Here is a 26,687-nt window from a genome sequence, read left to right on the forward strand (position 1 = left end):
GATTTAATCCTGTAATCTGGCAATCTCTTCGCCAAAATCACGCACGTCCTCAAAGCTGCGGTAAACAGAAGCAAAGCGGATATAGGCTACCTTATCGAGCTTCTTCAGCTCGTCCATCACCAGGTTGCCAATCAGCTTGCTGGGGATTTCACGTTCTCCTGTCGCCCGCAGTTGGGTTTTAATATGGCTTACCGCACTCTCAACGGCATCCGCACTGACCGGACGCTTCTCCAGCGCTTTCATCATGCCGCTGGCCAGCTTGTCTTCATTGAAAGGCTCACGCACGTCGTTGCTTTTCACCACGCGCGGCATCACCAGTTCAGCCACTTCAAACGTAGTGAAACGCTCATGGCACACCAGACATTGACGACGGCGCCGCACTGACGAACCCTCACTAACCAGACGAGAATCAATCACTTTAGTGTCTACAGCGGAGCAGAATGGGCAATGCATGACGTTTCCTGACACGAGATAAATGGGTTATACAGTGTAGCGCGAACTGCAGGTCAACAAAATCGATTCCCGTGCTTTCCCCTGCCTGCCTCACAGCCTGAGCGGGCAACAGGCCAGCGACGTTAAACAGCACGACACTTACAGAGCCGCAGGCGGGATGTGGTGAGCAGACCGCCAGCCTCCCTCACCAGAGACACCGGCACACACGCAGGAACGCGTGAACGGGCCGTAACAGCTTCAGCGCATTACGGCAGCAGCCTTTGCCTGAGCGGGACAACGGGAGAAGGCTGACTCGGCTCACCTGCCGTTCAGACAATTCCGTTAACGAACAAACCGCTGTCTGGCCGCTCAGGACAGGCTTGACGACATCGCTAACCTGGAAGATAACGTGCTGTTGGCCCTTTCAGGTTACCCAGGCGAAACCGGACAGAGCCATGCCATGAATATTAATGAAACACAGAAGCCACACCGGATAACCTTCACCCGGACAGTTTCTGGCCATTTCTTTATAACGGATAAGGATAAATAATGATCAGGATGGTTTGGGCCCCCGCCGCCCTCTCACTGATGCTGTTGAGCGGTTGCAGCACAACGGCCGGGCAGCCACAGGTTAAACAACTTCATCAGGAAGTTAGTCAGTTGAACCAGCAGATGCAGCGGCTTACCAGCCAGGCAAGCGCGGTGGAGATTCAGGGGCAGCTTAACGGACATTCGCAGCAGGGTGCCTGGTTATTACCTCAGGCCAATACGCCCGTTGAATTACAAACCCAGGCCGGCACGCTTCGCTTGTCTTTATCGCGTGTTGAGGCTGAAGCCAACGGCTCACGCGCTAACCTGACCCTACAGACGCGGGATAATACGCCGCTGCCGGGGCTGGAGGCTACCGTAGTCTGGGGCCAGCTCGATCCCGCGACCGGTAAACCGCTTGAGGCCGACAGCCTGACGCAAACCATCCGGATTCCCGCCTCGCTGACGCCACGCAGTTCGGTCATTGTGCCGTTGCGCCTGGGCGGTATTACGCCGGACCAGCTTGGCTATGTGCGGATTCATCAGGTACTGGCCAAAACGGCTGTACCCACACCATAAAGACAAAAAAAAGCCGCCAGTTGTCTGAACTGGCGGCTTTTTTATCATGCAACGATTACGGCAGGATTGAAGGCTGATCTGCGCCCTCTTTCTCCACTTTCTGTACCAGCATGTGTTCGCGTTTCATGCCCAGCTTCAACGCCAGCGCTGAAGAGACGTAGATCGACGAAATCGTACCAATGGTGACACCGATCAGCATGGTCAGCGAGAAGCCTTTCAGCAGCGCACCACCAAAGATGAACAGGATCAGGATCATCGCCAGCGTCGTCAGCGAGGTGATCAAGGTACGGCTCAACGTCTGGGTCAGGGACACGTTGGTAATGTCGTAAGAAGAGCCGCGACGAATTTTGCGGAAGTTCTCACGAATACGGTCCGAAACCACGATTTTATCGTTAAGCGAGTAACCGATAACCGACATCAGCGAGGCCACGATGGTGAGGTCGACTTCAACCCGGAACAGCGACAGCAGTCCACAGGTGATGATCACGTCGTGCGCCAGCGCCAGCACCGTACCCAGCGCCAGGCGCCACTCAAAGCGAATACCGATGTAGATCAGAATCGCAATCAGTGCCGACAGCAGAGCCAACGCTCCGGCCTGCGCCAGATCGCTACCCACGCTCGGTCCAACAAACTCGATACGTTTTACCGTGGCGTTTTGCTGGGTGGTCTGGTTGATCACCGTGACCACTTTGTTGCCTAACTCTGTGCCTGCAGGCCCCGTGACAGGCGGCATACGCACCATCACGTCGCGGCTGCTACCAAAGTTCTGGATCAGCGGCTCCTGAAAGCCCGCCTTGACCAGCTCGGCACGGATCGTGTCGAGGTCAGCGGGTTTTTCCAGGTTGATCTCAATCACCGTACCGCCGGTGAAATCGAGACCCCAGTTAAAACCACGTACGCCAACAATGGCAATCGAGATGATGATTAACAGTCCCGAAATGATAAATGCCAGCGTATCCCAGCGCATAAAGTCGACGACTTTACGGCCATGGTTTAACTGCTCAATGTTATATTCCTGTGCCACAACGCACTCCTCAGATAGACAGCTTTTTGATGCGCTTGCCACCGTACATCAGGTTAATGATGGCGCGGGTACCGACAATCGATGTGAACATTGAGGTCGCAATACCAATAGCCGTTGTAATCGCAAAGCCCTTAATGGAACCCGTACCGATCGCATACAGAATCACCACTTTGATCAGGGTGGTGACGTTAGCATCGACAATACTGGAGAAGGCGCCTTTGTAGCCCTCATGAATTGCCTGCTGCACGCTACGCCCGTTACGCAGTTCTTCTTTAATACGCTCGTTGATCAATACGTTGGCATCGACCGCCACCGCCAGCGTCAGCACGATACCGGCAATGCCAGGCATCGTCAGCGTGGCGCCCGGCAGCAGTGACATGATACCGACAATCAGTACCAGGTTTGCCAGCAGTGCGCTGGTGGCAATCAGGCCCACCTTTTTGTAGTACAGCACCATAAACAGGATAGAGGCGACCAGGCCCCACAGGCAGGCTTCCAGACCCTGAGTAATGTTCTGCTGCCCCATCGTTGGACCAATAGTCCGCTCTTCCACAATCTGGATAGGCGCAATCAGCGCACCGGCACGCAGCAGCAGCGACAGCTGACGTGCTTCGTTCGGGTTACTGATACCGGTGATGCGGAAGCTGTTACCCAGGCGAGACTGGATATTGGCGACGTTGATCACCTCTTCCTGTTTCACCAGAATGGCACGACCGTTAGCATCTTTCTTGCCGCTGTCTTTGTACTCCACAAACAGGGTCGCCATCGGCTTACCGATGTTGTCCTTGGTGAAGTTAGACATGATATTACCGCCCGCGCCGTCCAGTGAAATGTTCACCTGAGGCTGGTTGTACTCATCCATGCTGGATGTGGAATCGGTAATGTGGTCACCGGTCAGGATCACGCGTTTATAGAGCACCACAGGGCGTCCATCACGCATGTCTTTCACTTCAGAATCACCCGGTACACGGCCGCTGGCGGCGGCGGTAGGATCCACGCTGGTGTTAACCAGACGGAATTCCAGCGTCGCCGTCGCACCTAAAATTTCTTTGGCGCGCGCGGTGTCCTGAATACCTGGCAGTTCAACCACGATGCGGTCAGAACCCTGACGCTGTACCAGCGGTTCTGCAACACCCAGTTGGTTTACACGGTTACGCAGGATAGTAATGTTCTGCTGAACCGCATATTCACGTGCTTCGCTGAGGCGGGCATCGGTCATGGTGGCGCGCAGTGCATCATCGCCACTGCTGTTAATGACGAGATCCTGATGACGCGAGGATAGCCACTTAACCGCAGCATCGCGGCTGGCTGCGTCACGGAAACGAATTTCCACGCCGTAGTTAGCAATCTTGTTGACGTTGGTATAAGGGATATTCTTTTCGCGCAGGTCGCTGCGCAGGCTGTCAGCATTCTGCTCTTGCAGTTTGCTCAGGGCAGTGTCCATATCCACTTCCATCAGGAAGTGCACACCACCACGCAGATCGAGGCCAAGCTTCATGGGCTGTGCCGCCAGCAGCGTCAGCCAGCGCGGCGTGGCCGGTGCAAGGTTAAGCGCGACCACATAGTTTTCGCCCAGCGCTTTCATGATCGCTTCGCGGGCACGCAGTTGCACATCCGTATTGGCAAAACGCGCGGTAATCGCGCCATTTTCCAGCGCAACAGACTTACTTTGAATATTGTCTTGTTTTAATACGTTCTGAATTTGATCCAACGTTTGCTCACTGGCGGCGCTTCCGCGCGCGCCAGTGATCTGAACAGCCGGATCCTCACCATAAAGGTTGGGAAGTGCATACACCAGGCCAATGACAAGCACCACGACCAGCATTATGTACTTCCACAAAGGATAACGATTTAACACGGCAGTTCCCTTAGGGAAGTAAAAATTACAGCGCCTTCATAGAACCTTTCGGCAGGACGGCAGCCACGAAATCACGTTTAATAACCACTTCAGTAGTGTCGTTCAGCGCAATCGCAATGTAGCCGGTTTCTGCCACTTTGGTTACGCGACCCACCAGGCCACCATTCGTCAGGACTTCATCACCTTTGGAGATAGAATCCATCAGCTTCTTATGCTCTTTTGCACGCTTCTGCTGCGGGCGCAGGATCATGAAGTAAAAGATCAGGCCGAAGACGACCAGCATGATCACCAGAGAATACGGACTTCCCTGAGACGGTGCGCCTGCTGCAGCCACAGCGTCAGAAATGAAAAAGCTCATTAAATTTCCCTCATTGATGAATTATCAGACGTTAAAGGCGGAACCGCTTTGCCCGTCCGTTGGTAGAACTCGCTAACAAAGCGCTCTAATTTACCCTCTTCGATAGCCTGGCGTAAACCCGCCATCAGACGCTGGTAGTAGCGCAGGTTATGAATCGTGTTGAGACGCGCGCCCAGTATTTCGTTACAGCGATCAAGATGATGCAAGTACGCGCGGCTGTAATTGCGACAGGTGTAACAATCGCACTCTGCATCCAGCGGCGAAACATCATCTTTATGCTTGGCATTGCGAATTTTTACCACGCCATCGGTCACAAATAAGTGGCCATTGCGCGCATTGCGCGTTGGCATGACGCAGTCAAACATATCCACGCCGCGACGTACGCCCTCAACCAGATCCTCAGGTTTACCCACGCCCATCAGGTAACGCGGTTTATCCGCTGGGATCTGCGGGCAAACATGCTCAAGAATACGGTGCATATCCTCTTTCGGTTCACCGACCGCCAGGCCGCCCACAGCGTACCCATCAAAGCCGATCTCTACCAGACCTTTCACAGAGACATCACGTAAATCTTCGTAAACCGAACCCTGAATAATGCCAAACAGCGCATTTTTGTTACCCAGGCTGTCAAAACGGTCGCGACTGCGTTGTGCCCAGCGCAGAGACATCTCCATGGAGCGCTTGGCATAATCCCAGTCCGCCGGGTACGGCGTGCACTCATCAAAGATCATCACGATGTCCGATCCCAGGTCGTACTGGATCTCCATCGATTTTTCCGGATCGAGGAAGATAGAATCGCCGTTGATCGGGTTGCGGAAATGGACGCCGGCTTCGGTGATCTTACGAATATCGCCCAGGCTGAAGACCTGGAAGCCGCCGGAATCGGTCAGAATAGGGCCTTTCCACTGCATAAAATCATGCAAATCGCCGTGCAGCTTCATGATTTCCTGGCCGGGACGCAGCCAGAGGTGGAAGGTGTTGCCCAAAATAATTTGCGCGCCGGTTTCCTGCACTTCTTCCGGCGTCATGCCCTTCACAGTGCCATAGGTGCCCACGGGCATAAAGGCCGGGGTTTCCACCACGCCACGATCGAAAATCAGACGACCGCGACGCGCGCGACCGTCTGTGGTATCAAGCTCAAATTTCACAAGACCTCCATCGGAGAAACAGTCCGATGTTCAAAGTAAACAGATCAGGCGCCCACTTTTTCCAGCGGCGCCTGGGGGTTTTTGCTGATAAACATCGCGTCGCCGTAGCTGAAGAAACGGTATTCTTCCGCCACCGCCGCACGATAAGCAGCCATCGTGTGCTGATAACCGGCAAAGGCCGAGACCAGCATGATCAACGTCGATTCGGGCAAGTGGAAATTGGTGATCAGCGCATCAATTACCTGATACTCATAGCCCGGATAGATAAAGATTTGGGTGTCATCAAAGAATGGCGCAATCAGCGCATCCTGACTGGCTTTGGCTGCGCTTTCCAGCGAGCGTACCGAGGTGGTGCCTACCGCCACCACCTTGTTGCCGCGCGCTTTGCAGGCCAGCACCGCATCCACCACCTCCTGCGGCACTTCCGCATATTCGGCGTGCATATGGTGCTCTTCAATCGTCTCTACGCGTACCGGCTGGAACGTCCCTGCCCCAACGTGCAAGGTGACAAAAGCCATCTCAACGCCTTTGTCTTTTAGCGCCTGAATTAAGGGTTCGTCAAAGTGCAGGCCGGCGGTCGGGGCCGCCACGGCGCCAGGGCGCGCGCTGTAGACCGTCTGGTAAAGCTCGCGATCCGCTTCTTCATCCGGGCGGTCAATGTACGGCGGCAGCGGCATATGGCCTACGCTGTTGAGAATGTCCAGCACGGCACGATCGTCTTCGAATGCAATCTCGAACAGCGCATCGTGACGCGCGACCATCGTGGCTTTCACGCTCTCATCGTCGCCCAGCAGCAATTCTGCGCCTGGCTTCGGCGCTTTGGACGCCCGAACGTGTGCCAGCACGCGCTTGTCATCAAGCATGCGCTCTACCAGCATTTCAATTTTGCCGCCGCTTGCTTTACGCCCGAACACCCGGGCCGGGATCACGCGCGTGTTGTTAAACACCAGCAGATCGCCAGGCTGAAGCTTGTCCAGTACATCGGTAAAAACGCCATGGGCCAGCGCCCCGCTCGGGCCGTCCAGCGACAGCAAGCGACAACCGCTACGCTGCGCCTGAGGGTAATGGGCGATAAGGGATTCGGGCAATTCAAAAGCAAAATCGGCGACACGCATGAAAGACTTCTTACTCAGAAAAACAGGCGGCACAGTTTAGCGGAAAATCGAACAATTCTGAACAACTGGCTGCGCAAAGCGAGTTGCGCTTATAATAGCGCATGAATTTTCTTGCTCATCTTCACTTAGCCCATCTTGCAGACAGCTCACTCCTCGGCAATCTGATGGCGGATTTTGTTCGCGGTGCGCCGCATCAACACTGGCCCAAACCGGTGGCCGACGGCATTCTGATGCATCGCCGGCTTGATGTCATGACCGATGCCCTGCCGGAAGTGCGTGAGGCACGCCAGCTTTTTCGGGCAGAAACCTACCGCGTTGCGCCCATTACGCTGGATGTCGTTTGGGACCATTTTCTGGCGCGTCACTGGGATCGCTTCCATCAGGCGCACTCGCTACAACAATTTTCGGCCCACGCCGAAAGCGAAATTGTTCCGCAGCTGGCTGCCACACCCGACGAATTTAAAGCGCTCAATGCCGTAATGTGGCGTGAACGCTGGTTCGAACATTACGCCGACCCGGAACGTCTCGAACGGGTACTGAATGGCATGGCGAGCCGTCGCCCCAGGCTGGCCGCCCTGCGCGACTCTTATCACGATTTTACGGCGCATTACTCCGCGTTTGAGGCCTGCTTTTTTCAGTTTTATCCGCGTCTGATGCAGCTGGCAGCCAATCAACAGTTGTAACCTTCCCCTGACGGCGTCAGGTTTGTGAGCGCATTTCATCGCACCACAAACCTGTAACGCTGAAAAAGCGCGCAGTCAGTAGCACGGCCGTATTGCCATTGGTTCCGGTCTGCGGCTTAATAAGTCTTGCTTAACTATGATTCACGATGCTCTCACTGTCAGACCGCCTGTTCAGGCGCTTCCTTTATCCGATATGTTTTAAAAATCATAAGAGGGAAACATGTCATCCGCTTCGCATTCTGAGATTGACGCGCGCTATCATTACGCCTGCGAAATCGCCCGTGCGGCCGCAAGCCGCGCCTGGTCATGGTATCAACAGCGTCAAAAACTGGTGGTGGAACATAAGAGGGACCTTCAGGATGTGGTCAGTGACGCTGACCGCAACGTTGAAGAATTAATTAAGTCACTGATTTCGGAGCGCTATCCTGATGATGCCGTTCTGGGAGAAGAGAGCGGCGGTGACACTCAAGGTGCCCGTATTGTATGGGTGATCGATCCCATCGATGGCACCGCCTGTTTTGTGAACGGGTTGCATAACTGGTGCGTATCGCTGGCAATTGTTTGCGACGGTGAGCCCGTCGTGGGCGTGATTTGCGATCCCAATCATCACGAACTGTTTCATGCCCGCAAAGGCAGTGGTGCCTGGCTCAACGATACCCGACTTGAGGTGCATAAAGCCCAACAGCTTAATGAGGGCCTGCTGGGAATCAGTAATTCCAGTCGGATTCCCGGGGAGCACGTGACGCAGCTCATCGATGCCCTGCTCAGGCAAGGCGGGATGTTTATTCGCATCGGCTCCGGCGCGTTAACCAGTGCCTGGGCCGCTGCAGGTCGCTTGATTGGCTATTATGAAGCGCATATGCATCCGTGGGACGGCCTGCCGGGCATCGTATTGATGCGCGAGGCCGGTGGGGTGACTAACGATTATATGCGCAACGACGGACTGAAAAAGGGCAATCCTGTTTTGCTGGCGAATGCGGTAATCTATCCGCAAATTAAAGCGCTGCTCGCCACGCACGAAATTGAGGATTGATGATGTCTGCCTACCTGCCCCGACATTGGTTTATGCTCTGCACTTTTTGGCTCCTGGCGGGGCCGCTGTACGCCGCCCCCGAGTACCAACTTGAGAAAGTCGTGGAGCTGAGCCGACACGGGGTACGTCCGCCGACGCCGGGTAACCGCACAGAGATTGAAGCGGCAAGCCAGCAGCCGTGGTACGTCTGGAGCACGGCGGACGGCGAACTGACGGGCCATGGCTACAGCGCGGTGGTCAATAAGGCCCGCTGGGAAGGGGAGCACTATCGCCAGTTGGGTTTACTTAACGCAGGTTGCCCTGACGCGAAGGCGATCTATGTCCGTGCCAGCCCGCTGCAGCGCACGCGGGCGACTGCCGAGGCGTTGGTGGATGGCGCGTTTCCCGGCTGTGGCGTGGCGATTCATACCGTTGCCGGCGACATCGATCCTCTCTTTCAAACCGAGAAACTGCCCTTTGCCCATACCGATCCCCAACGTGAACGAGAGGCAAAACGTGACGCGGCCGGGGATTTAGCGCAGCGTCAGCAGCAGCTTCAGCCCGCGATCACGCTGCTTAAACAGTCGGTATGCCGGCCCGGCAGCGATTGCCCCTTTTTCGATCGTCCGTGGGCGTTGAAACAGACGAAAAGCGGAAGCGTCTATGTTGAGGGCCTTAGCGCCATGGCCGCCATGGTCGAGACGTTGCGTTTGGGCTACAGCGAGAACCTCCCTTTCGCGAAACTGGCATGGGGACACATCACCTCTGCCCGGCAGATCACCGCTCTGCTTCCTCTGCTCACCACTAATTATGATCTCAGCAATGACGTGCTCTACATGGCACAACGTCACGGTTCCCTGCTGCTGTCCCAGATGCTTGAGGCCATTAAAGGTAACGACCCTGACGTGCGCTGGCTGCTTCTGGTGGCACATGACACCAACATTGCGATGGTGCGCCGCTTAATGGGATTTGAATGGCAACTGCCTGGTTATACGCGGGGCAATATCCCCCCTGGCAGCAGTCTGGTACTGGAACGCTGGCGCGACAGTAAGACGCATCAGCGCTTCCTGCGCCTCTATTTTCAGGCACAAAGTCTGGACGGCCTGCGTCAGTTACAACCCGTGAACGACAGCCATCCGCTTTTACGTCAGGAGTGGCGGCAGCCCGGATGTCAAATCACCGCAGTTGGGACGCTGTGCCCGTTGCAGGCTGCCCTGACGCAGTTGGGTAAACACCTGGATAACGACGCGATGGCTCCGGTCAGCATGATCTTGCCGCCTTCGGGCTAATGAACCCAGACAGGCCGGGCGTTTACGCTGATGCGCGCGCTGGCATTTGTCTTATTTTACGGCAACTTATTTAACGGGGATGCATTTTGCATTAGCATGATTTTGTCAATCATCCCTCTGTTTGTTTCACTTGCCCTGTCCCGTTTCGGCGAGTCATTTCGCCGATTTTATTTTGTGTTGCCGGTCATTATTGGCTGTCCCAACCCCGCACATATCGGGACCGGGACAGCAAACGTGGGTTATTTGCGCACCAGCTTATAGCCCAGCAACAGCACCACGATCCATACCATCCCGACATACAGCGAAACGCGGGTATCCGGGAAATAGCCGATCAGGCCAATGATGAAACATAAAAACGCCACGCCTGCGCCTGCCGTCCAGCTTCCGCCGGGCAAGGCAAAGGTTAACGTCCGGGCGGCCGCTTTGCCGATCTTGCGTCGAAACGCCATCTGCGACAGCAGAATCATGATCCAGACCCAAACGGTGGCAAAGGTCGCCAGCGAGGCGATGACCAGAAAGACTTTTTCTGGCATCAGGTAGTTGAGATATACCGCAATCAACATGGCGAACATCATCACCACCACCGTCACCCAGGGAATACCGCGTTTGGAGACCTTCATAAACATTTTGGGTGCATGGCCCTGCTGAGCCATGCCGTGCAGCATACGCCCCACGCCGAAGACATCGCTGTTTATCGCCGACAGCGAGGCGGTCAGCACAACAAAATTCAGGATGGACGCGGCGGCGGCAATGCCCAGATGCTGGAACGTCAGAACAAACGGGCTGCCGTTAGTGCCGACCTGATTCCACGGGTAAATGGACATGATGACAAACAGCGTGCCCACGTAAAACACCAGGATACGCATCGGAACCGAGTTGATAGCGCGTGGGATAGAGGTTGCCGGATCTTTGGCCTCACCCGCCGTAATACCGATGATTTCAATGCCGCCGTAGGCAAACATCACCATCTGCAGCGACAGCAACATCCCAACGATACCGTGGGCAAAAAAGCCGCCATTGGTCCACAGGTTATGGATACCGGTCGGTTGGCCGCCGTTGCCAATCCCCCAGACGATCATGCCAAACCCGGCCAGAATCATCACAATAATGGTCGCGACCTTAAAGAAAGAGAACCAGAACTCCACCTCACCAAACACCTTCACGCTCATCAGATTGACCGCGCCGATGATCAGCACCACGCTCAGCACCCAGATCCAGTGTGGCACCTCCGGAAACCAGACGCCCATATAGATCCCGAACGCGGTGACATCGGCAATGGCCACGATCAGAATTTCAAAGCAGTAGGTCCAGCCGGTGATGTAACCCGCCATTGGCCCGAGATAATCCTGCGCATAGCGGGAAAAAGAGCTGGCCTGAGGGTTATTGACCGACATCTCCCCCAGCGCGCGCATGATGATGTACGCCACCGCACCGCCAATAATATAGGCCAGCAGCACGCTGGGGCCCGCCATTTTGATGGCGTCCGCCGAGCCGTAGAACAGCCCGGTGCCGATCGCCGATCCCAGCGCCATAAAACGGATGTGGCGCGTGCTCAGTCCGCGTTTGAGCTTGTTGGTTTCTTGCATAACAACCTGTACCTGTGAAATGAAAAAACCACGGGCAAGCCCGTGGTTAAAGAAGAATCAATCTTAGCCGTTACGAGTGAACCGACACCTGTTCAGCCCCTTTTAACCGATCGACCAGCGCCACAATCAGCAACATCACCAGTGATGGCGGCAACCAGGCAAGGCCCTGGTCGGCTAACGGCAGATGCTGACTCAATGCGGGTAACGCTGCTGTAAACCCGGTGGTTTTGATGGCGTCAAGGATACCAAAGAGCAGGCTGACCAGCATAGTCGGCGCGATAATACGGCTGCTTTTATTCCACCAGTTCAGCGTAAAACTCAGCACGACCAGCACGATACAAGGCGGATAAATAGCCGTCAGCACCGGAATCGAAATCTGAATCAGATGGCTCAGCCCCAGGTTCGATACCACCATCGAGAACAGGCCCAGTACAAAGACCAGCGTTTTGTAAGACAAGGGCAAATACTGTGCGAAAAACTCTGCGCAGGCACAGGTCAGGCCTACCGCGGTCACCATACAGGCAATAAAAATCAGGGCGGCAAGGAAGAAGCTGCCCATGTCACCAAAGGTCTGCTGAACGTAAGCATGGAGAATTGCCGCACCGTTGGCATTCTGATCCACTAATGCACCACTGCCTGCACCCAGTTTAAACAGACTAAGGTAAACCAGGGTCAAACCAATGCCGGCGATAACCCCGGCTAAAACCGTGTAACGGGTTAACAGCGCCGCATTATCAATCCCGCGCGAACGTGCTGCGTTGACGATGACAATGCCGAAGACCATTGCGCCCAGCGTATCCATAGTGAGATAGCCGTTAACAAAACCACTGGAAAATGCGGCGCGCTGATAGTCCGCCGTCGCAGGAATCGTTCCTCCCGCCGGCCACAGCAGAGCCGCGACGCCCAGCAGCGTCAGGGCTGCAATTTTTAGCGGTGCCAGAAAATGGCCGACCGTATCCAGCAATTTCCCCGGATAGAGGGAAATCACCATCACCAGCACAAAGTAAATCAGGCTGTAGATAAACAGCGGCAGTTCGCCATCGCCGGTAAGCGGAGCAATGCCCACCTCAAATGAGACCGTGGCGGTACGCGGCGTGGCAAAAAGCGGCCCTACCGCCAGATAGCAGACCGTGGCCAGAACCACACCCGCAACTTTGCCGATGGGCGTGCTCAGGGCATCAATCCCGCCGCCGACGCGCGCAAGCGCGATCACGGTGATAACGGGCAGACCGACTGCGGTAAGCAGAAAACCAATAGCGGCCACCCAGACATGTTCGCCTGACTGAATACCCACCATGGGAGGAAAGATGATGTTACCCGCACCAACAAACAGGGCAAACGTCATGAAGCCCAGCGCGAGAATGTCTTTAACGGTTAAACGATGTGTCATACGGCCTGTCACTGATGTTGCGATGAAAGATAAGTTTGCGTTGCCCCCTCGCTGCGTTAATACAACGACCGACCAGATGATGACAGCGCATTATGCGCAGCGTCTGGTTTAGCGCAGGTGATTTAAGCTGCTTTTTTTCTGTTCACAGAGGGATAAATCGACAACGGCGGTAAGTAAAACGTTTATAGCGAAGAAAGGCAATACGGGATCGGAAAACCAGAGGGTTATTTCGCAATTTAAATCAATATTAGAGGATCACATCAATATTCTCTGCAACGGCATCAGATGATGTGCTTTAAAAATAAACAAGCGATGGTAAATATCAGCATAAAGGCGGGTTTGTATGCACAAGTGGCGCATTTATTGCGCCACGTTGCACACATTCCGCTATCACCAGACCTGATTCGCGACGTTCACGACCAGTCGAATCTTCTGCCACTGCTCTGCTTCGCTCAGGCTGTTGCCCTCTTCCGTCGAGGCAAAACCACACTGCGGACTGAGGCAAATCTGATCGAGGCTGATGTACTGGGTCGCTTCCTGCAGGCGCGCTTTCACCTGTTCGGCATCTTCCAGTTCACCCACCTTCGTGGTAATTAAGCCAAGCACCGCCTGCTGATGGCCGGGCTTGATGAACCGCAGTGGTTCGAATCCGCCAGAGCGATGATTGTCGTATTCAAGGAAAAACGCATCCACATTCACGGAGCCAAACAGGATCTCGGCCACCGGTTCGTAGCCACCTTCAGAAATCCAGGTGGAGCGGAAATTGCCACGGCACACATGCAGGCCCACGGTCAGGTCGGCCGGTTTCCCTTCTAACGCCTTATTCAGGACGCGCGCGTAGGTGCGGGCCAGCTGGTCTGGATCGTCGCCACGTTCGCGGATCTCACGCTTTTGATCGTCTGAACAAAGGTAGGCCCAGACGGTATCGTCCAGCTGTAAGTAGCGACAGCCCGCGTCGTAAAAGGCTTTGATCGCCTCTTTGTAGGTCTGTGCCAGATCGTCAAAGTACACATCGAGATCGGGGTAAACGTCAGCGTCGATGACTTTTCGGCCGCCGCGAAAATGCAGCACGCTCGGGCTGGGAATCGTCATTTTGGCTACCGCATCGCCTGCTACGCTCTGCAGGAAACGAAAATGGTCCAGCATCGGATGCCCGTCAAAACCCAGTTTGCCGGTGATTTTTACGCCGTGCGCTTTCGTCTGCACGCCGTTGAACTGAATGCCCTGCTCGGCTTCAAAATGCTCAACACCTTTCAGACCGTAGAAAAAGTCAAAATGCCACCAGCCACGGCGAAATTCGCCATCGGTCACGACCTTGAGGCCATTTTCACGCTGCTTCGCGACCACGTCCCGAATCGCGTCGTTTTCAATATCGCGCAGTTCATCAGCGCCGATCTCACCCGCATGAAATTTTTCGCGGGCATGCTTAATAGCGGCGGGACGAAGAAAGCTGCCAACGGTGTCGGCGCGAAACGGGGCGGTTTGTCTTTGCATGATCACTCCTGGTCACCGGCCAGATAATTTCGGGCGGGAATAGTTACACAATGTTATTTTAGCCTTCCAGATGGCTAAACGTCTGGATGTAGATTCCCACGCGATGTGCTCATGTGCAAACGAATAATATTCACTGGAGATGAAATAATTTCATGTTGCGAGGCCGGATTCTGACTGTGCTCCCCTTGAGGTTTGCACCGAGGCAATCGGCGGGAATTTATGCCCCTGATGCGGCACAGGTCCCCGCCAGCCATGCGGCAGGAACGGGAAAACATGGGCGAAGGCGGTAACCCCTTCGCCTGTGGGCGAGCGGGGAAACTTACTGGAGGGAGGCGCGCGCCAGGTTCATTTGCGTTTCAGACAGCGGCAGATAGCCGGCCTCGATGACGCGCTGCTGCCCTGCACTAGACAGAACCTGTTCCAGAAAGGCGGCTAACAACGGCGGCAAGGGCTTACCTGGCACTTTATTAACGTACAGATAGAGCGGACGTGCCCAGGGATAGCGACCGCTGCGGATGGATTCAGGATCAGGCGCAACGGCTTCCCCCCTTTTTGTGATAACCGGCAGCAGTTTTACCCCACTCAGGTGAAAACCGAAGCTGGCATAACCGATGCTGCGCGGATCCCCGGCGACCGCCTGTACCACCGCCGCCGAGCCGGGAAACTCCGCCACGTCGTTGCGGAAATCGCCCTGACACAGCGCCTGCTGCTTGAAGAATCCCCATGTGCCGGAGGCCGAGTTGCGGCCATAGCGCTGGATAGATCGCTGCTGCCACTCAGCCTGATGCAGACCCAAATCGCCCCAGCGTTCGGGCACCTCGTTTGCGCCACACAGACGCGTGACGGAGAACAACGCATCAAGCTGGCGGGGATCGATGGACGTCAGCGGATTGCGCTGGTTGACCACCACCACCAACGCGTCCATCGCTACCGGCACGGCCAACGGAGGATATCCGTATCGCGCCTCAAACGCCTGGCGCTCATCCGCCTGCATGGGACGGCTCATTGCCCCTAACTGGACGGATCCGGCTGTCAGCGCGGTTGGCGCCGTTGAGGAGCCCGATGCCTGAACCTGCACATTTACCCCGGGTGACTGACGGCTAAAGTCATCGCCCCACAGGGTCATCAGATAGCCGAGCGTGTCCGAGCCTGCGCTGCTGAGATTGCCTGAAAGCATCATAGGCTGTGCCTGCACCAAGGCAGGCAAGAGAGAAAAGAACAGCAAAAAAAGAAGGCGCATCGTTCCGGTCCGTCAGCAGTTAATGAACCGCATTCTCCTGCATCCCGTTAGTCACAATCAACCGTGGTGCCAGGGTAAAGGTAAAACAGGTTTCCTGGTGCGGGATGCTGGTGATCTCCAGCCGCGCATTGTGATGGCTGAGCGCATGCTTCACGATGGCCAGCCCAAGACCGCTGCCGCCGGTCGCACGTGAACGCGCTTTATCCACCCGATAAAACCGCTCTGTCAGGCGCGGGATGTGCTCAGGTGGAATGCCGGGGCCGTTATCACAGACTGTAAATACCGCGCCCTGCTTGCTGCGCAGCCAGCTGATATCAATGCGCGTCCCCTCGGGCGTGTGGTTCACCGCGTTGTAGACCAGGTTGGAGATAGCACTGCGTAATTGTTCATCATTGCCAAACACTTTCAGGTGAGGATCGGTATGAAAATGGATGGCGTGACGTCCGCCGCTCAGGGTTTCAGCTTCATGCTGCAGGAGTTTGAGCATAACCGGTACATCAACCTTTTCTTTCAGATTAATGGCCGGAGCCGCCTCGATGCGCGACAGCGTCAGGAGCTGTTTGACCAGGCTATCCATTCGCCGGGTTTGCTCCGACATGGTGTGCAACGCTTTGTCCCGTGAGCGCTGATTCATGACGGAGTCATTCATCATTTCCAGATAGCCCTGAAGCACCGTTAAAGGCGTGCGCAGTTCATGGCTGACGTTGGCAAAGAAGTTTCGCCGTGCCCCTTCAAGCTGATGCATCTGGGTTACGTCGCGAGCCACCATCAGCCACTGGCCTTCGCTGTAGGGCATCACACGGAATTCCATGTGGTGCTGGTTATTCAGCACCAGCGTAAGCGGCTTATCGAAATCACGTTGCCGCAGATAGCGAGAAAATTCAGGATAACGCAGCAGATTAAGGATATTTTGCCCGTTATCTTCTGGCCAGCGCAGCCCCAGGTGCTGCTGGGCCAGGCCGTTGCACCAGAAAATAGTGCCCTCTTCGGTGGTAAGTATCACGGCGTCCGGCAGCGACTCCGCGCCGCTGCGAAACCGCTTAATCAGATTACCTAATTCGCGCCGCCGCCGCCGGTTGCGCAGTTGCATTTGATACAACCCGTAAAACAGCGGTTCCCAACTGGCCTGTCCGGACGGTGGCGTCATCGTGCGATCCAGCCACAGCCAGTGAGACAGGCGCATCAGGTTGTAAAAATGCCACAGTAAAATACCGACTACGCTCAGTAACAGCAGCCACGGCAAATAGCCGAACAGCAGGCCGAGCACCAGCGCAGGCAGACACGCCAGCACCAGTTCGGACAGTAATCTCTTCCAGGAGAGGCGTTCCAGCACGGTTAAAGCTCCGTTTAAAAGCGGGCAGAGAAACGATAACCTGTTCCGCGTACGGTTTGTACCATGCGATCGTGGCCGGTCAGTTCCAGCGCCTTACGTAAACGACGAATATGAACGTCAACCGTACGATCTTCAACATAGACGTTAGTGCCCCAGACATGATTGAGTAACTGCTCACGGCTGTAAACACGTTCAGGATGGGTCATAAAGAAATGCAGCAGCTTGTATTCTGTCGGCCCCATTTCCAGCGGTGTGGTTTCTGACATCACGCGATGCGAAGAGGGATCCAGGCTCAGGCCCTGCATTTCGATCACATCTTCTACCGCCATCGGCGAAATACGACGCATAACGGCTTTAATTCGCGCCATCAGCTCTTTCGGGGAAAACGGTTTGGTGATGTAGTCATCGGCACCGACTTCCAGTCCGCGTACACGATCTTCTTCCTCGCCGCGCGCGGTGAGCATCATGACCGGTATATCACGCGTCATGGCTTCACGCTTAAGATGTTTAATAAATTGTATGCCGCTGCCGCCGGGTAACATCCAGTCCAGCAGGATCAGGTCAGGCCAGGGTTCAATCAGCTTGCTGACGGCGCTGTCATAATCTTCTGCCTCAATCGGCTGATAATCGTTTTGTTCCAGTACGAAACATAACATTTCACGGATTGGAGCTTCATCTTCCACAACTAAAATGCGCTTAGCCATTATTACTCCTGCAGGTAGGACGGCTTTCACTGATATTTGCGGCGCCATTATGCGTCAGTTTTGTGACACTTTTATGAAAAAGTTAGCCATAAAAACCGGCCTGCAACAACCATTTATGACAACATGACGACATGTTTTGTGGCTTTAGTGACTGAGCCAGTATAATTGCCGGGCAAATCGATTTGGCAGGGAGTTTTATGCGCATTATTCACACCGCGGACTGGCACCTGGGGCAGTTCTTCTATAACAAGAGCCGCGCCGCCGAGCACCAGGCCTTTCTTGACTGGCTGTTAATACAGATCGAACAGCATCAGGTCGATGCGCTGATTGTGGCGGGTGACCTGTTTGATACCGGTACGCCGCCCAGCTATGCGCGTGAAATGTTTAACCGCTTCGTGGTGGCGTTACAGCCCAGCGGCTGTCAACTGGTGGTGCTGGCGGGCAATCATGACTCGGTGGCAACGCTGAATGAATCGCGCGAACTGCTGGCCTGTCTGAACACCCGGGTCGTTGCCACGCCGCAGGAGAGTGACGACGTCATGATCCTGACAACCCGTCAGGGTGAACCCGGCGCGCTGCTGTGCGCGATTCCCTATCTGCGCCCGCGCGACATTATGCGCAGCCAGGCCGGTCAGTCTGGACGGGATAAACAGCTCAGCCTGCTGGAGGCCATCAGCGCCCATTATCAGCGCAGCTTTGCGGCGGCACAGGCGCTGAACATGTCCCTGCCGATCGTGGCGACCGGCCACCTTACCGCCCTTGGCGTCAGCAAAAGTGACTCCGTGCGCGATATCTACATCGGCACGCTGGATGCGTTTCCTGCCTCGGCGTTTCCGCCGGCCGATTACATCGCCCTTGGACATATTCATCGCGCTCAGCGCGTCGCGAACAGCGACCATATTCGCTACAGCGGCTCCCCTATTCCGCTGAGCTTTGACGAGCTGGGCAGCGAAAAAAGTGTCTGTCTGCTGACTTTCAGACCGCACGGCCTGGAAACCCTGACCCTGCCGGTTCCCACCTTCCAGCCGATGCAGATGCTTAAAGGCTCCCTGGCGCAAATCAGTGAGCAGCTCGCTCACCTTTCCCCTCCCAGCGGAGAGAAGCCGGTCTGGCTCGATATAGAAGTCACCACCCAAGAGTACTTAAGCGATCTGCAGCGCCAGGTTGAAGCGCTAACGGCAGATTTACCGGTGGAAGTGCTGCTGTTACGCCGCAGTCGTGAACAGCGCCAGCACAGCCTGGCGCAAACGGATAACGAAACCCTGAGCGAACTTAAGGTCGAAGAGGTTTTTGCCCGACGCCTGGCGCTTAATGAGGAGCTTGATGACAAGCAGATCGCCCAGGTCACGACCCTGTTTAAGCAGACGCTGGCCGACCTGGAGGCGAACCCATGAAGATCCTCACGCTGCGATTCAAAAACCTGAATGCGCTGAAAGGAGAATGGTTTATCGATTTTCGCACCGAACCTTTCGCCAGTAATGGTCTGTTTGCCATTACCGGCGCGACAGGTGCCGGTAAAACCACCTTACTGGACGCTATCTGCCTGGCGCTGTATCACCAGACGCCGCGCCTGGGTGCGATTTCTCAGGGCCACAACCCGCTGATGACGCGCGACTGCGCCGAGTGCCTGGCCGAAGTCGAGTTTGAAATCAAAGGTGAGGCCTGGCGGGCATTCTGGAGCCAGAACCGCGCACGAGGCACGGCCGACGGCAAACTGCAGGCTCCCCGCGTCGAGCTGGCTCGCTGCGCAGATAATCAGATCGTTGCAGACAAAGTGGGCGACAAGCTCAAGCTTACCGAAACGCTTAGCGGCCTGGATTTTGAACGTTTTACCCGTTCAATGATGCTGTCACAGGGCCAGTTCGCCGCATTTCTTAACGCCAAAGCGAATGAGCGCGCAGAGCTGCTGGAAGAGCTGACCGGAACGGAAATTTACGGGCTGGTTTCCATGGCCGCGTTTGAGCGCCATAAAGAAGCCAAAAATGCGCTGGAACTGATGCGCAGTCGGGCAGGCGGCATGGCACTGCTTGATGAGGCGACCCGCGCCGGGCTGCAGCAACAGCAGGCAGCCCTGACTGAGGCCGAGCAGCAACTCAGCCGTCAGTTTGACACCGCTCAGCGGCAGCAGCAGTGGCTGCAGCTGGCACAGCAGCTGAGCGCGGATGCTGAACAGGTGAACGCCGCCCGTCAGGCCGCCAACGCGGCGAGTCAGGCGGCAGAGGCCGATCGCCAGCGTCTGGCACGAAGTGAACCGGCAGAAAAACTGCGCGGTGCGCTGCAACAGCGCGACAACCTGCAGACTGAACGCGCGGAGCTGCAACAGCGTCAGCAGCAGTTAAACCAGCAGATGCAGGCGACGGCCCACGAGCAGCAGCAGTTGCAGCAGCGTTATCAGGAAACCGAAGCGGCGCGCGAACAGGTGCGTTTGCAACAGCACCAGCAGGAAACGCTACTGAGCGGACAGGTTATTCCACTCGATCAGGCGCTCTCGGCCCTGCAGCAGCAAATTCAACAGCTGCAGCATGAAACCGCACAGCAGCAGGCGAGCTGTACGCAGCGTGAACAGGCGATGCAAACCGAGCAACATAAGGTCAGCGATCTCCAGCAGGCGCTGGCACAGCAGCAGGCGCGTCGGCAACAGCTGGCGGATATGCCGGTTTGGGGCGAAAATCTTCCGCTGTGGCAGGACCGCTTTGCTCAACTGGCCCGCCATGAAACCGATCAGGCGGCGTCGGCGCAGCAAATTCAGCAACAGGCGTTGCAGCTTCATCAGCGCCAGCAGCAGGTCGAACAGCTGCAACAACAGCTTGCGCCATTGAAGCAGGCCGGGCAACTCACGCAGCAGACCTTGTCTGACGCTGAGCAAGCACTAACATCGCTCCATAAGGCGCATCCTCCCGAAGCCTTGCGTCAGGCCTTAAAGCAGTTAACTCAACAGCGTGACGCACGTCAGACGCTGACGTTACTTGCAGCCCAGTGGCAGCCGCTACATCAGCAGCGCGGTCAGTATGAAAAACGGTTACAGGATCTGGAAAAAGCCTGCCAGCAGGCTGAGGCTGAATTACTGACGCTGCGGGAAACATGGAAGCGGGAAAAACAGCAACTCACCGACGTGGAGAAGATTTGCCAGCTTGAAAGCCATATTGCCGATCTGGAAGAACACCGGGCGCGGCTGGAGGCCGGGCAACCCTGCCCTTTGTGCGGTTCCTGCGAACACCCCGCGGTTGAAACCTACCGCACGCTCGAAGTCAGCGCCAACCAACAGCGCAAAGCCGTGCTGCAAAAACAGGTGGAAGCACTGAGCGAAACCGGTACGGCCAAAAATGAGCAGATAAAACACCTTAAGGGCCAGCAGCAGTCTCTGCGCGACGAGCTCGCCAGTGTAGTGCAGCAGCTGGATGCATTGACCCAGCGCTGGCAGGCACTGAGCGGTGAGCTTGCGCTTATCTTCACTCTGAACGACACCGACGCGCTGGACCACTGGCTGCAGGCGCAAAGCCGTCAGGAACAGGCATTAACTTCGCAGACAGAGACGCTGGAACACGCCGAGCGAACGTATCAGGCGGCAAAAGAACAGCATCTGCAACAGCAGCAGACACAGCAGCAACACCAGCAAACGCTGCAGTTGACGCAACAGCAGCTGGAGAACGAACACCAGGCGTTACTGACTTTACAGCGCCATCACCAACAGGCTCAGGCGAATGCTCAGCCGCTCCAGGAGGGGCTGGCGCAACAATTCGCAGGCTTCGGCCTGACGCTGCCTGACAGCGCACAGCGCGACAGCTGGCTGGCTGAACAGCAACAGCGCTGGCAGCAGTGGCAGGAAAGTGAGCGGTTGCTTGCTAACTTGCAGCCTCAGTTGGCGCGCGCGGAAAGCCAGGCTGACGCCCTGCGCCAACAGCTGCAGCTTGAGCAGCAGCGCCTGAATCAGCAGCAACAGCAGCTCGCCGCACTGGACCAGCAATACCGCGAAAAACGTCAGCAGCGTGAGGCGTTGTTTGGCGATCGGGATGTCATTCAGGCCCGTCGGCAGATGCAGGAGAGCGTCGAGCATCATGAGGCGCAGCTGACGCAGCAGCGTGAAAGGCTGCAGCAGTCTCAGGCTGAAGCCAGCCGCCTCCACGGCCAACTGACGTTGCTGGAGAGCCAGCTACACAGGTTGGGCACTCGCCTGACGGACGCTGAGCAGCACTTCAACGCCGCGCTGACTGCGGCGGAATTCCCGGACGAGGCGAGCCTGCGCGCCGCGTTGCTTGACGAGCATGAAGCGCAACAGCTTCGCCAGCGACTGCAGCAGATCGATCAGCATCTGCTCCATCAACAATCCCGCCTGGCAGAGCTGCAGCAACGGCTGGCAACCCATGAGCAGGCTAAACCCGATAAGATGCCTGAGTCCGCCGATGCACTGACCACACAGCTGGAAGCGTTGCGGCATTCTCTGAGGGAGAACGCCAGTCAGCAGGGACAACTGCAGCAGCAGTTGCAAAGCGACGCCAGCCTGCGGACCCAGCAGCAAACGTTGCTGGCTCAGATTGCGCAGGAGGAAACCACGCTGGCGCAGTGGGCGTTGCTTAACGATCTGATCGGCTCGGCGACCGGGGATAAATTCCGGCGCTTTGCCCAGGGACTCACGCTCGATCACCTTGTGGCGCTGGCTAACCGCCAGCTGGATCGTCTGCATGGTCGCTACCTTTTACAGCGCCGCGCCATCGATGCGCTGGAACTGGACGTGGTGGATACCTGGCAGGCGGACAGCGCACGCGATACCCGCACGCTGTCAGGTGGAGAAAGCTTTCTGGTGAGCCTTGCGCTGGCGCTGGCGCTATCCGATCTGGTCAGCCATAAAACCCGCATCGAGTCGTTATTTCTTGATGAGGGTTTCGGCACGCTGGACGCAGAGACGCTGGATACCGCCCTGGATGCGCTGGATGCGCTCAATGCCAGTGGAAAAACCATTGGCGTGATCAGTCACGTCGAGGCGATGAAAGAGCGCATTCCGGTGCAAATTAAGGTCCGCAAAATGAATGGCCTGGGTTACAGCAAACTTGAATTGCCGGGTACGTAAGAGGTTAATTATGTTGAGATGTACAGGAATCATGGCGGCCACGATGCTGCTGCTGGCAGGATGCAGTCATCATCCTGAGGCTTCCGAAGCGCAATGCGCGTCAGGCCTGCCCCAGGCGCAGTGTCAGGACGTGAACCGCTATATTCGCGAGGTCAATGCGTCCGTCATGCGCAATTTTCACAATGCGAAAAACTATGTGGGCCAGCGTTGCCTGGTGACGGCACAGCGTCGCCCGGATGGGCGCTATAACGTGATGCGAACAGAAGGAAATGAGTCGCTGTGCCTCAAGGCCTGGCAGAGCGTCAGCAGCGCGCGGGATATGCCTTTGCCTCCACCGTACGCCCCACAGCAGCTCGTCTTTGCCTTCGCGCCGGTTCGCTGAGCCAGCCCTGTGCATCCTTCAGTATGTTGCACAGGGCCGCAGGCCACGGCGGCGTTTATTCCGGCCACAGCCAGGCCGCGCCGCGCACACCGCTTGAATCCCCGTGCATCGCTTTCAGCACCGGCGTTTCACACTCGCCGCCAAAAACCCATTTCTTCATCAGCGTGGGCACCGTCTGGTACAGACGGTCCACGTTGCTCATGCCGCCGCCCAGCACAATCACGTCGGGATCGATCAGGTTGACAACCTGAGCCAGGGATTTTGCCAGACGGATTTCATAGCGGCTCATTGCCAGGGCAGCCACGGGATCCTGCTGCTCCAGCAGTTTGACAATCTCAGCGCCTTTGCGCGCCACACCGCTTAACCGCTGATAGTCGATAGCAAAGCCGGTACCGGAAACAAAGGTTTCAATGCAGCCCTGCTGGCCACAATAACAGGGGACTTCCACGCGGTAACGCAACTCGTCTTCATCCATCCACGGCAAAGGATTATGACCCCATTCGCCCGCATTGCCGTTGCCGCCAATGCGTGACGCGCCGTTTATCGCTACGCCTGCGCCCGAACCGGTGCCGATGATTACCCCAAACACCAGTGCCTGCCCCGCGCCTGCGCCATCGACCGCTTCGGACACGGCCAGACAATTCGCGTCATTGGCTATGCGGATGTCACGATTCAGCGCCTGCGCCAAATCTTTATCCAGCGGCTGACCGTTTAGCCAGGTGGAGTTCGCGTTTTTCACCCGCTGCGTATAGGGCGAAATCGTGCCCGGAATACCTAAGCCTACCGTCCCGGTTTGGCCGGTTTTTTCTTCGGCGAGGCGGACTAAATCAACGATGGCCTGCACGGTCGCCCGGTAGTCGTCACGGGGCGTGGAAATCCGATGGCGAAACAGCTCTTTTCCCTCGCCGGACAGCGCAATCACTTCTGTTTTGGTGCCGCCCAAATCAATGCCTATGCGCACGGTTTATTCCTCATTATTCGTTAGGGTGTTTTCTACACTAAAAGGCGAATGCCTGAAAGGCAATGAAACCGCTACGATGTTTCGCTATCATGCGCACACTTAGTGAGATTTGTGCGCCCGATCGCGCCACGGTAAGGAATCCCGATGTTGTGGTTTAAAAATATGATGGTTTATCGTCTGAATCGTGACATTCCGTTGTCCGCAGACGACATGGAAAAACAGCTGGAGGCTTTCACCTTCTCGCCCTGCGGCAGTCAGGACATGAGCAAGACCGGGTGGGTGGCACCGATGGGCAATCGCAGCGATGCCCTGACCCACGTCAACAACGGTCAGATTGTCATTTGCGCGCGCAAAGAAGAAAAAATCCTGCCCTCTCCGGTCGTGAAGCAGGCGCTGGAGGCAAAAATCGACAAGCTTGAGGCAGAGCAGAGCCGCAAGCTAAAAAAGACGGAAAAAGATTCGCTGAAAGATGAAGTGCTGCACAGCCTTTTACCGCGTGCGTTCAGCCGTTTCAGTCAGACCTATATGTGGATCGACACCGTGAACAACCTGATCATGGTGGACTGCGCCAGCGCTAAAAAAGCCGAAGACACGCTGGCTCTGCTGCGTAAAAGCTTGGGTTCGCTGCCAGTTGTGCCCCTGACGCTGGAAAGTCCGATTGAACTTACCCTGACCGAATGGGTGCGTTCCGGGGATGTTCCGGCCGGTTTTGCCCTCATGGACGAAGCCGAGCTCAAGGCCATTCTGGAAGATGGCGGCGTGATTCGCTGCAAGAAACAGGATCTGGTGTGCGATGAAATTGCCAACCATATCGAAGCCGGTAAGCTGGTGACCAAGCTGGCGCTGGACTGGCAGGAGCGTATTCAGTTCGTATTATCCGACGACGGCTCGGTGAAACGCCTGAAGTTCAGCGATACGCTGCGTGACCAGAATGATGATATCGATCGGGAAGATTTTGCGCAGCGTTTTGATGCAGACTTTATTCTGATGACCAGCGAACTGGCGGCCCTGACCAGCAATCTGGTTGAAGCGTTAGGTGGCGAAGCTCAGCGTTAATGCATTTGGCCGCAGATTGCCTGCGGCCGTTCTTCTTAGTCTTTCAGATAGCGGCAAAGATATGCGCTCGGCTCGCCTACCTGCAGATGAAACTCGCTGTGGCCCGGTACGTTAAACACCGATCCCGCCTCAAACCATTTCCACTCTGTCTCACCCGGCAGCAACACTTTCATTGAGCCGCTTACCACGGTCATCTCTTCCGGTTGGGCGGTGCCAAACGTGTATTCACCTTCTGCCATAACACCGACGCTGGCACGGCCGGTGCTCGCACTGTCAAAACCGATAGATTTAACTTTTCCGTCAAAATACTCACTTAGATTGAGCATAAACCTTCCTCACAGCACATTAGGGTGACTGGCAGTGTAGAAGGGAACTTGCTGATCTGTCACGCGAAATAGTGAGTGATTGTGATCGCCGCGCGGCAATGGCTGCCGCGGGAACCGGGGGAAATCAATGGCTTCCTTGCCAGAGCAGAGGCTTACTCTTTTTCTACATCTTCATAGCGATCTTTTGCATCATGCGCTTCCTGCTCTGATTCGTGCTCGCTGATTAACGAATCTGGCTTGGGATGGTCGGCCCGCAGTTGCCATGACGTCACTTTTTTGCCTTCGGGGCCTTTTTCCACAGTGACAACGCGCGCTTCTCGGGGGTAAGGAGGTCTTGTCGGCATAATGTGTCCCTCTTCGCTAAATGACATTCCACACGACAGGCGATTGCCTGCCATGGGATAAGTATAGTCAATACGGCGGAAAGGACGGCGAAAGCGGGATAAATCTGAGGGTTAACTGGCACGCGCCAGAGATAACGACTGCAGGATCTGTTCAACGACGCGTTCAGGTGCCAGCATGGCGTTCACCTCGTGATGCGCGGCAGAACGGTACAGGTGCGCACGGGCGCGCAGCACTTCACCCATTTCTTCCGCGATGGGGCGTCCGGTTAACGTGGGGCGCTGAGCATTTTCCGGCTGGCTTTCCAGACGACGAGCCAGGATATCAGGCGGTGCACTTAACCAGATCACCTGACCGTGCTCACGCATATAACGGCGATTACCTTCCGCCAGCACCATTCCGCCACCGGTGGCGATAATGGTTGACGGGGCGGTTACGGCTTTGAGCGAGTCGGTTTCACGCGCACGAAAGCTCTCCCATCCTTCCGCAGCCACAATTTCCGCTACGGTACGCTGCGTCGTGAATTGCAGGTGATGATCGGTATCGCGAAACGCATAACCCAGCGCATGAGACAGGGCTTCACCGATAGTGGTTTTTCCGCATCCGCGCGCACCGATCAAAAAAATGGACAAGGACATCAGGGCAGTTCCTCCGCCGCGCAGCCCATCACAGCTGCAGGTTAGGCTCAATAATAGGACGCATCATAGCGGGAATTTATTTCGTCCTCTACCCATTGAGCGTATTTTACGCATGATTGCACCCACTCTTGCAAAAAAACAAAT

General features: G+C 56.0%; 24 protein-coding genes. 8 read left to right on the forward strand and 16 right to left on the reverse strand.

What is annotated here, in order from left to right:
- Positions 1-3: 3 nt before the first annotated feature.
- Positions 4-453 carry a transcriptional regulator NrdR gene (nrdR, locus tag AAIE03_RS13055; RefSeq protein ID WP_006117986.1) on the reverse strand — a complete coding sequence of 150 codons (450 nt, stop codon included), beginning with the start codon at positions 451-453 and terminating at the stop codon, positions 4-6.
- A 528-nt stretch (positions 454-981) separates the two neighbouring features.
- Here nrdR and AAIE03_RS13060 point away from each other — a divergent pair.
- Positions 982-1,539, forward strand: coding sequence for a SadB/YajI family lipoprotein (locus AAIE03_RS13060; protein WP_013024857.1), 558 nt, complete (start codon positions 982-984; stop codon positions 1,537-1,539).
- 55 nt (positions 1,540-1,594) lie between these two features.
- Here the strand turns inward: AAIE03_RS13060 and secF are convergent, their stop codons facing one another.
- From secF to queA, 5 genes are read right to left on the reverse strand one after another with little or no spacing between them, the layout of a single operon-like run.
- Positions 1,595-2,563, reverse strand: coding sequence for a protein translocase subunit SecF (gene secF / locus AAIE03_RS13065; RefSeq protein ID WP_014606451.1), 969 nt, complete (start codon positions 2,561-2,563; stop codon positions 1,595-1,597).
- Positions 2,564-2,573: 10 nt separating this feature from the next.
- A complete protein-coding gene (gene secD, locus AAIE03_RS13070; RefSeq protein WP_013024855.1) occupies positions 2,574-4,421 on the reverse strand; it encodes a protein translocase subunit SecD in 1,848 nt (615 codons plus the stop codon).
- A gap of 25 nt (positions 4,422-4,446) precedes the next feature.
- Complete coding sequence (gene yajC / locus AAIE03_RS13075; RefSeq protein ID WP_006117993.1) at positions 4,447-4,779, reverse strand: preprotein translocase subunit YajC; 333 nt, start codon at positions 4,777-4,779, stop codon at positions 4,447-4,449.
- Positions 4,779-5,927 carry a tRNA guanosine(34) transglycosylase Tgt gene (gene tgt / locus AAIE03_RS13080; protein ID WP_013024854.1) on the reverse strand — a complete coding sequence of 383 codons (1,149 nt, stop codon included), beginning with the start codon at positions 5,925-5,927 and terminating at the stop codon, positions 4,779-4,781. Before tgt ends, yajC begins: the two co-directional genes overlap by 1 nt.
- A gap of 44 nt (positions 5,928-5,971) precedes the next feature.
- Entirely contained in the window at positions 5,972-7,042 is a 1,071-nt protein-coding gene (queA, locus tag AAIE03_RS13085; protein ID WP_014593059.1) for a tRNA preQ1(34) S-adenosylmethionine ribosyltransferase-isomerase QueA, read from the reverse strand.
- Positions 7,043-7,143: 101 nt separating this feature from the next.
- Here queA and AAIE03_RS13090 point away from each other — a divergent pair, with 101 nt between their 5' ends.
- The 3 genes from AAIE03_RS13090 to AAIE03_RS13100 all read left to right on the forward strand — a co-directional run bounded on the left by AAIE03_RS13090 (position 7,144) and on the right by AAIE03_RS13100 (position 10,026).
- On the forward strand, positions 7,144-7,725 hold the full coding sequence (locus AAIE03_RS13090; RefSeq protein ID WP_013024852.1) for an ACP phosphodiesterase: 582 nt from the start codon (positions 7,144-7,146) through the stop codon (positions 7,723-7,725).
- A gap of 220 nt (positions 7,726-7,945) precedes the next feature.
- The gene (locus tag AAIE03_RS13095; protein WP_022622665.1) at positions 7,946-8,758 is read left to right on the forward strand and encodes an inositol monophosphatase family protein; all 813 of its coding nucleotides are present in this window, start codon (positions 7,946-7,948) and stop codon (positions 8,756-8,758) included.
- Entirely contained in the window at positions 8,758-10,026 is a 1,269-nt protein-coding gene (locus AAIE03_RS13100) for a histidine-type phosphatase (protein ID WP_158151003.1), read from the forward strand. The genes AAIE03_RS13095 and AAIE03_RS13100 overlap by 1 nt, the downstream gene beginning before the upstream one ends.
- A 239-nt stretch (positions 10,027-10,265) precedes the next feature.
- On the opposite strand, the gene proY is transcribed toward AAIE03_RS13100, so the two are convergent.
- The 6 genes from proY to phoB form a co-directional block, all read right to left on the reverse strand.
- The gene (gene proY / locus AAIE03_RS13105) at positions 10,266-11,612 is read right to left on the reverse strand and encodes a proline-specific permease ProY (RefSeq protein WP_013024849.1); all 1,347 of its coding nucleotides are present in this window, start codon (positions 11,610-11,612) and stop codon (positions 10,266-10,268) included.
- Between the two features lie 70 nt (positions 11,613-11,682).
- Positions 11,683-13,002: a branched-chain amino acid transport system II carrier protein gene (gene brnQ, locus AAIE03_RS13110; protein WP_014593055.1), complete on the reverse strand. Its 1,320-nt coding sequence runs from the start codon at positions 13,000-13,002 to the stop codon at positions 11,683-11,685.
- 390 nt (positions 13,003-13,392) lie between these two features.
- Positions 13,393-14,496, reverse strand: coding sequence for a cobalamin-independent methionine synthase II family protein (locus tag AAIE03_RS13115; RefSeq protein ID WP_013024847.1), 1,104 nt, complete (start codon positions 14,494-14,496; stop codon positions 13,393-13,395).
- A gap of 319 nt (positions 14,497-14,815) precedes the next feature.
- Positions 14,816-15,736 carry a PstS family phosphate ABC transporter substrate-binding protein gene (locus AAIE03_RS13120; protein WP_024472069.1) on the reverse strand — a complete coding sequence of 307 codons (921 nt, stop codon included), beginning with the start codon at positions 15,734-15,736 and terminating at the stop codon, positions 14,816-14,818.
- 19 nt (positions 15,737-15,755) lie between these two features.
- Positions 15,756-17,069 carry a phosphate regulon sensor histidine kinase PhoR gene (phoR, locus tag AAIE03_RS13125; RefSeq protein ID WP_013024845.1) on the reverse strand — a complete coding sequence of 438 codons (1,314 nt, stop codon included), beginning with the start codon at positions 17,067-17,069 and terminating at the stop codon, positions 15,756-15,758.
- A 14-nt stretch (positions 17,070-17,083) separates the two neighbouring features.
- Positions 17,084-17,773 carry a phosphate response regulator transcription factor PhoB gene (gene phoB, locus AAIE03_RS13130; RefSeq protein WP_014606457.1) on the reverse strand — a complete coding sequence of 230 codons (690 nt, stop codon included), beginning with the start codon at positions 17,771-17,773 and terminating at the stop codon, positions 17,084-17,086.
- 197 nt (positions 17,774-17,970) lie between these two features.
- On the opposite strand from phoB, the gene sbcD reads away from it, so the two are divergent.
- From sbcD to AAIE03_RS13145, 3 genes are read left to right on the forward strand one after another with little or no spacing between them, the layout of a single operon-like run.
- The gene (sbcD, locus tag AAIE03_RS13135; protein WP_024472068.1) at positions 17,971-19,167 is read left to right on the forward strand and encodes an exonuclease subunit SbcD; all 1,197 of its coding nucleotides are present in this window, start codon (positions 17,971-17,973) and stop codon (positions 19,165-19,167) included.
- The gene (locus tag AAIE03_RS13140) at positions 19,164-22,838 is read left to right on the forward strand and encodes an AAA family ATPase (RefSeq protein ID WP_498563028.1); all 3,675 of its coding nucleotides are present in this window, start codon (positions 19,164-19,166) and stop codon (positions 22,836-22,838) included. Before sbcD ends, AAIE03_RS13140 begins: the two co-directional genes overlap by 4 nt.
- A 10-nt stretch (positions 22,839-22,848) precedes the next feature.
- Positions 22,849-23,220, forward strand: coding sequence for a cell envelope integrity TolA C-terminal domain-containing protein (locus AAIE03_RS13145; RefSeq protein ID WP_015700855.1), 372 nt, complete (start codon positions 22,849-22,851; stop codon positions 23,218-23,220).
- Between the two features lie 55 nt (positions 23,221-23,275).
- Here the strand turns inward: AAIE03_RS13145 and mak are convergent, their stop codons facing one another.
- Positions 23,276-24,181, reverse strand: coding sequence for a fructokinase (gene mak, locus AAIE03_RS13150; RefSeq protein WP_024472066.1), 906 nt, complete (start codon positions 24,179-24,181; stop codon positions 23,276-23,278).
- A 144-nt stretch (positions 24,182-24,325) separates the two neighbouring features.
- Here mak and rdgC point away from each other — a divergent pair, with 144 nt between their 5' ends.
- Entirely contained in the window at positions 24,326-25,237 is a 912-nt protein-coding gene (gene rdgC, locus AAIE03_RS13155) for a recombination-associated protein RdgC (RefSeq protein ID WP_013024839.1), read from the forward strand.
- Positions 25,238-25,272: 35 nt separating this feature from the next.
- On the opposite strand, the gene ppnP is transcribed toward rdgC, so the two are convergent.
- The 3 genes from ppnP to aroL all read right to left on the reverse strand — a co-directional run bounded on the left by ppnP (position 25,273) and on the right by aroL (position 26,543).
- The gene (ppnP, locus tag AAIE03_RS13160; RefSeq protein ID WP_024472065.1) at positions 25,273-25,563 is read right to left on the reverse strand and encodes a pyrimidine/purine nucleoside phosphorylase; all 291 of its coding nucleotides are present in this window, start codon (positions 25,561-25,563) and stop codon (positions 25,273-25,275) included.
- A 152-nt stretch (positions 25,564-25,715) separates the two neighbouring features.
- Positions 25,716-25,907 carry a YaiA family protein gene (locus AAIE03_RS13165; RefSeq protein ID WP_014606461.1) on the reverse strand — a complete coding sequence of 64 codons (192 nt, stop codon included), beginning with the start codon at positions 25,905-25,907 and terminating at the stop codon, positions 25,716-25,718.
- Positions 25,908-26,018: 111 nt separating this feature from the next.
- Positions 26,019-26,543 (reverse strand): shikimate kinase AroL, encoded by a 525-nt coding sequence (gene aroL, locus AAIE03_RS13170; protein ID WP_014593048.1) that lies wholly within the window; start codon positions 26,541-26,543, stop codon positions 26,019-26,021.
- Positions 26,544-26,687 lie beyond the last annotated feature (144 nt).

The sequence above is a fragment of the Pantoea sp. Ae19-2 genome, from assembly GCF_059801205.1.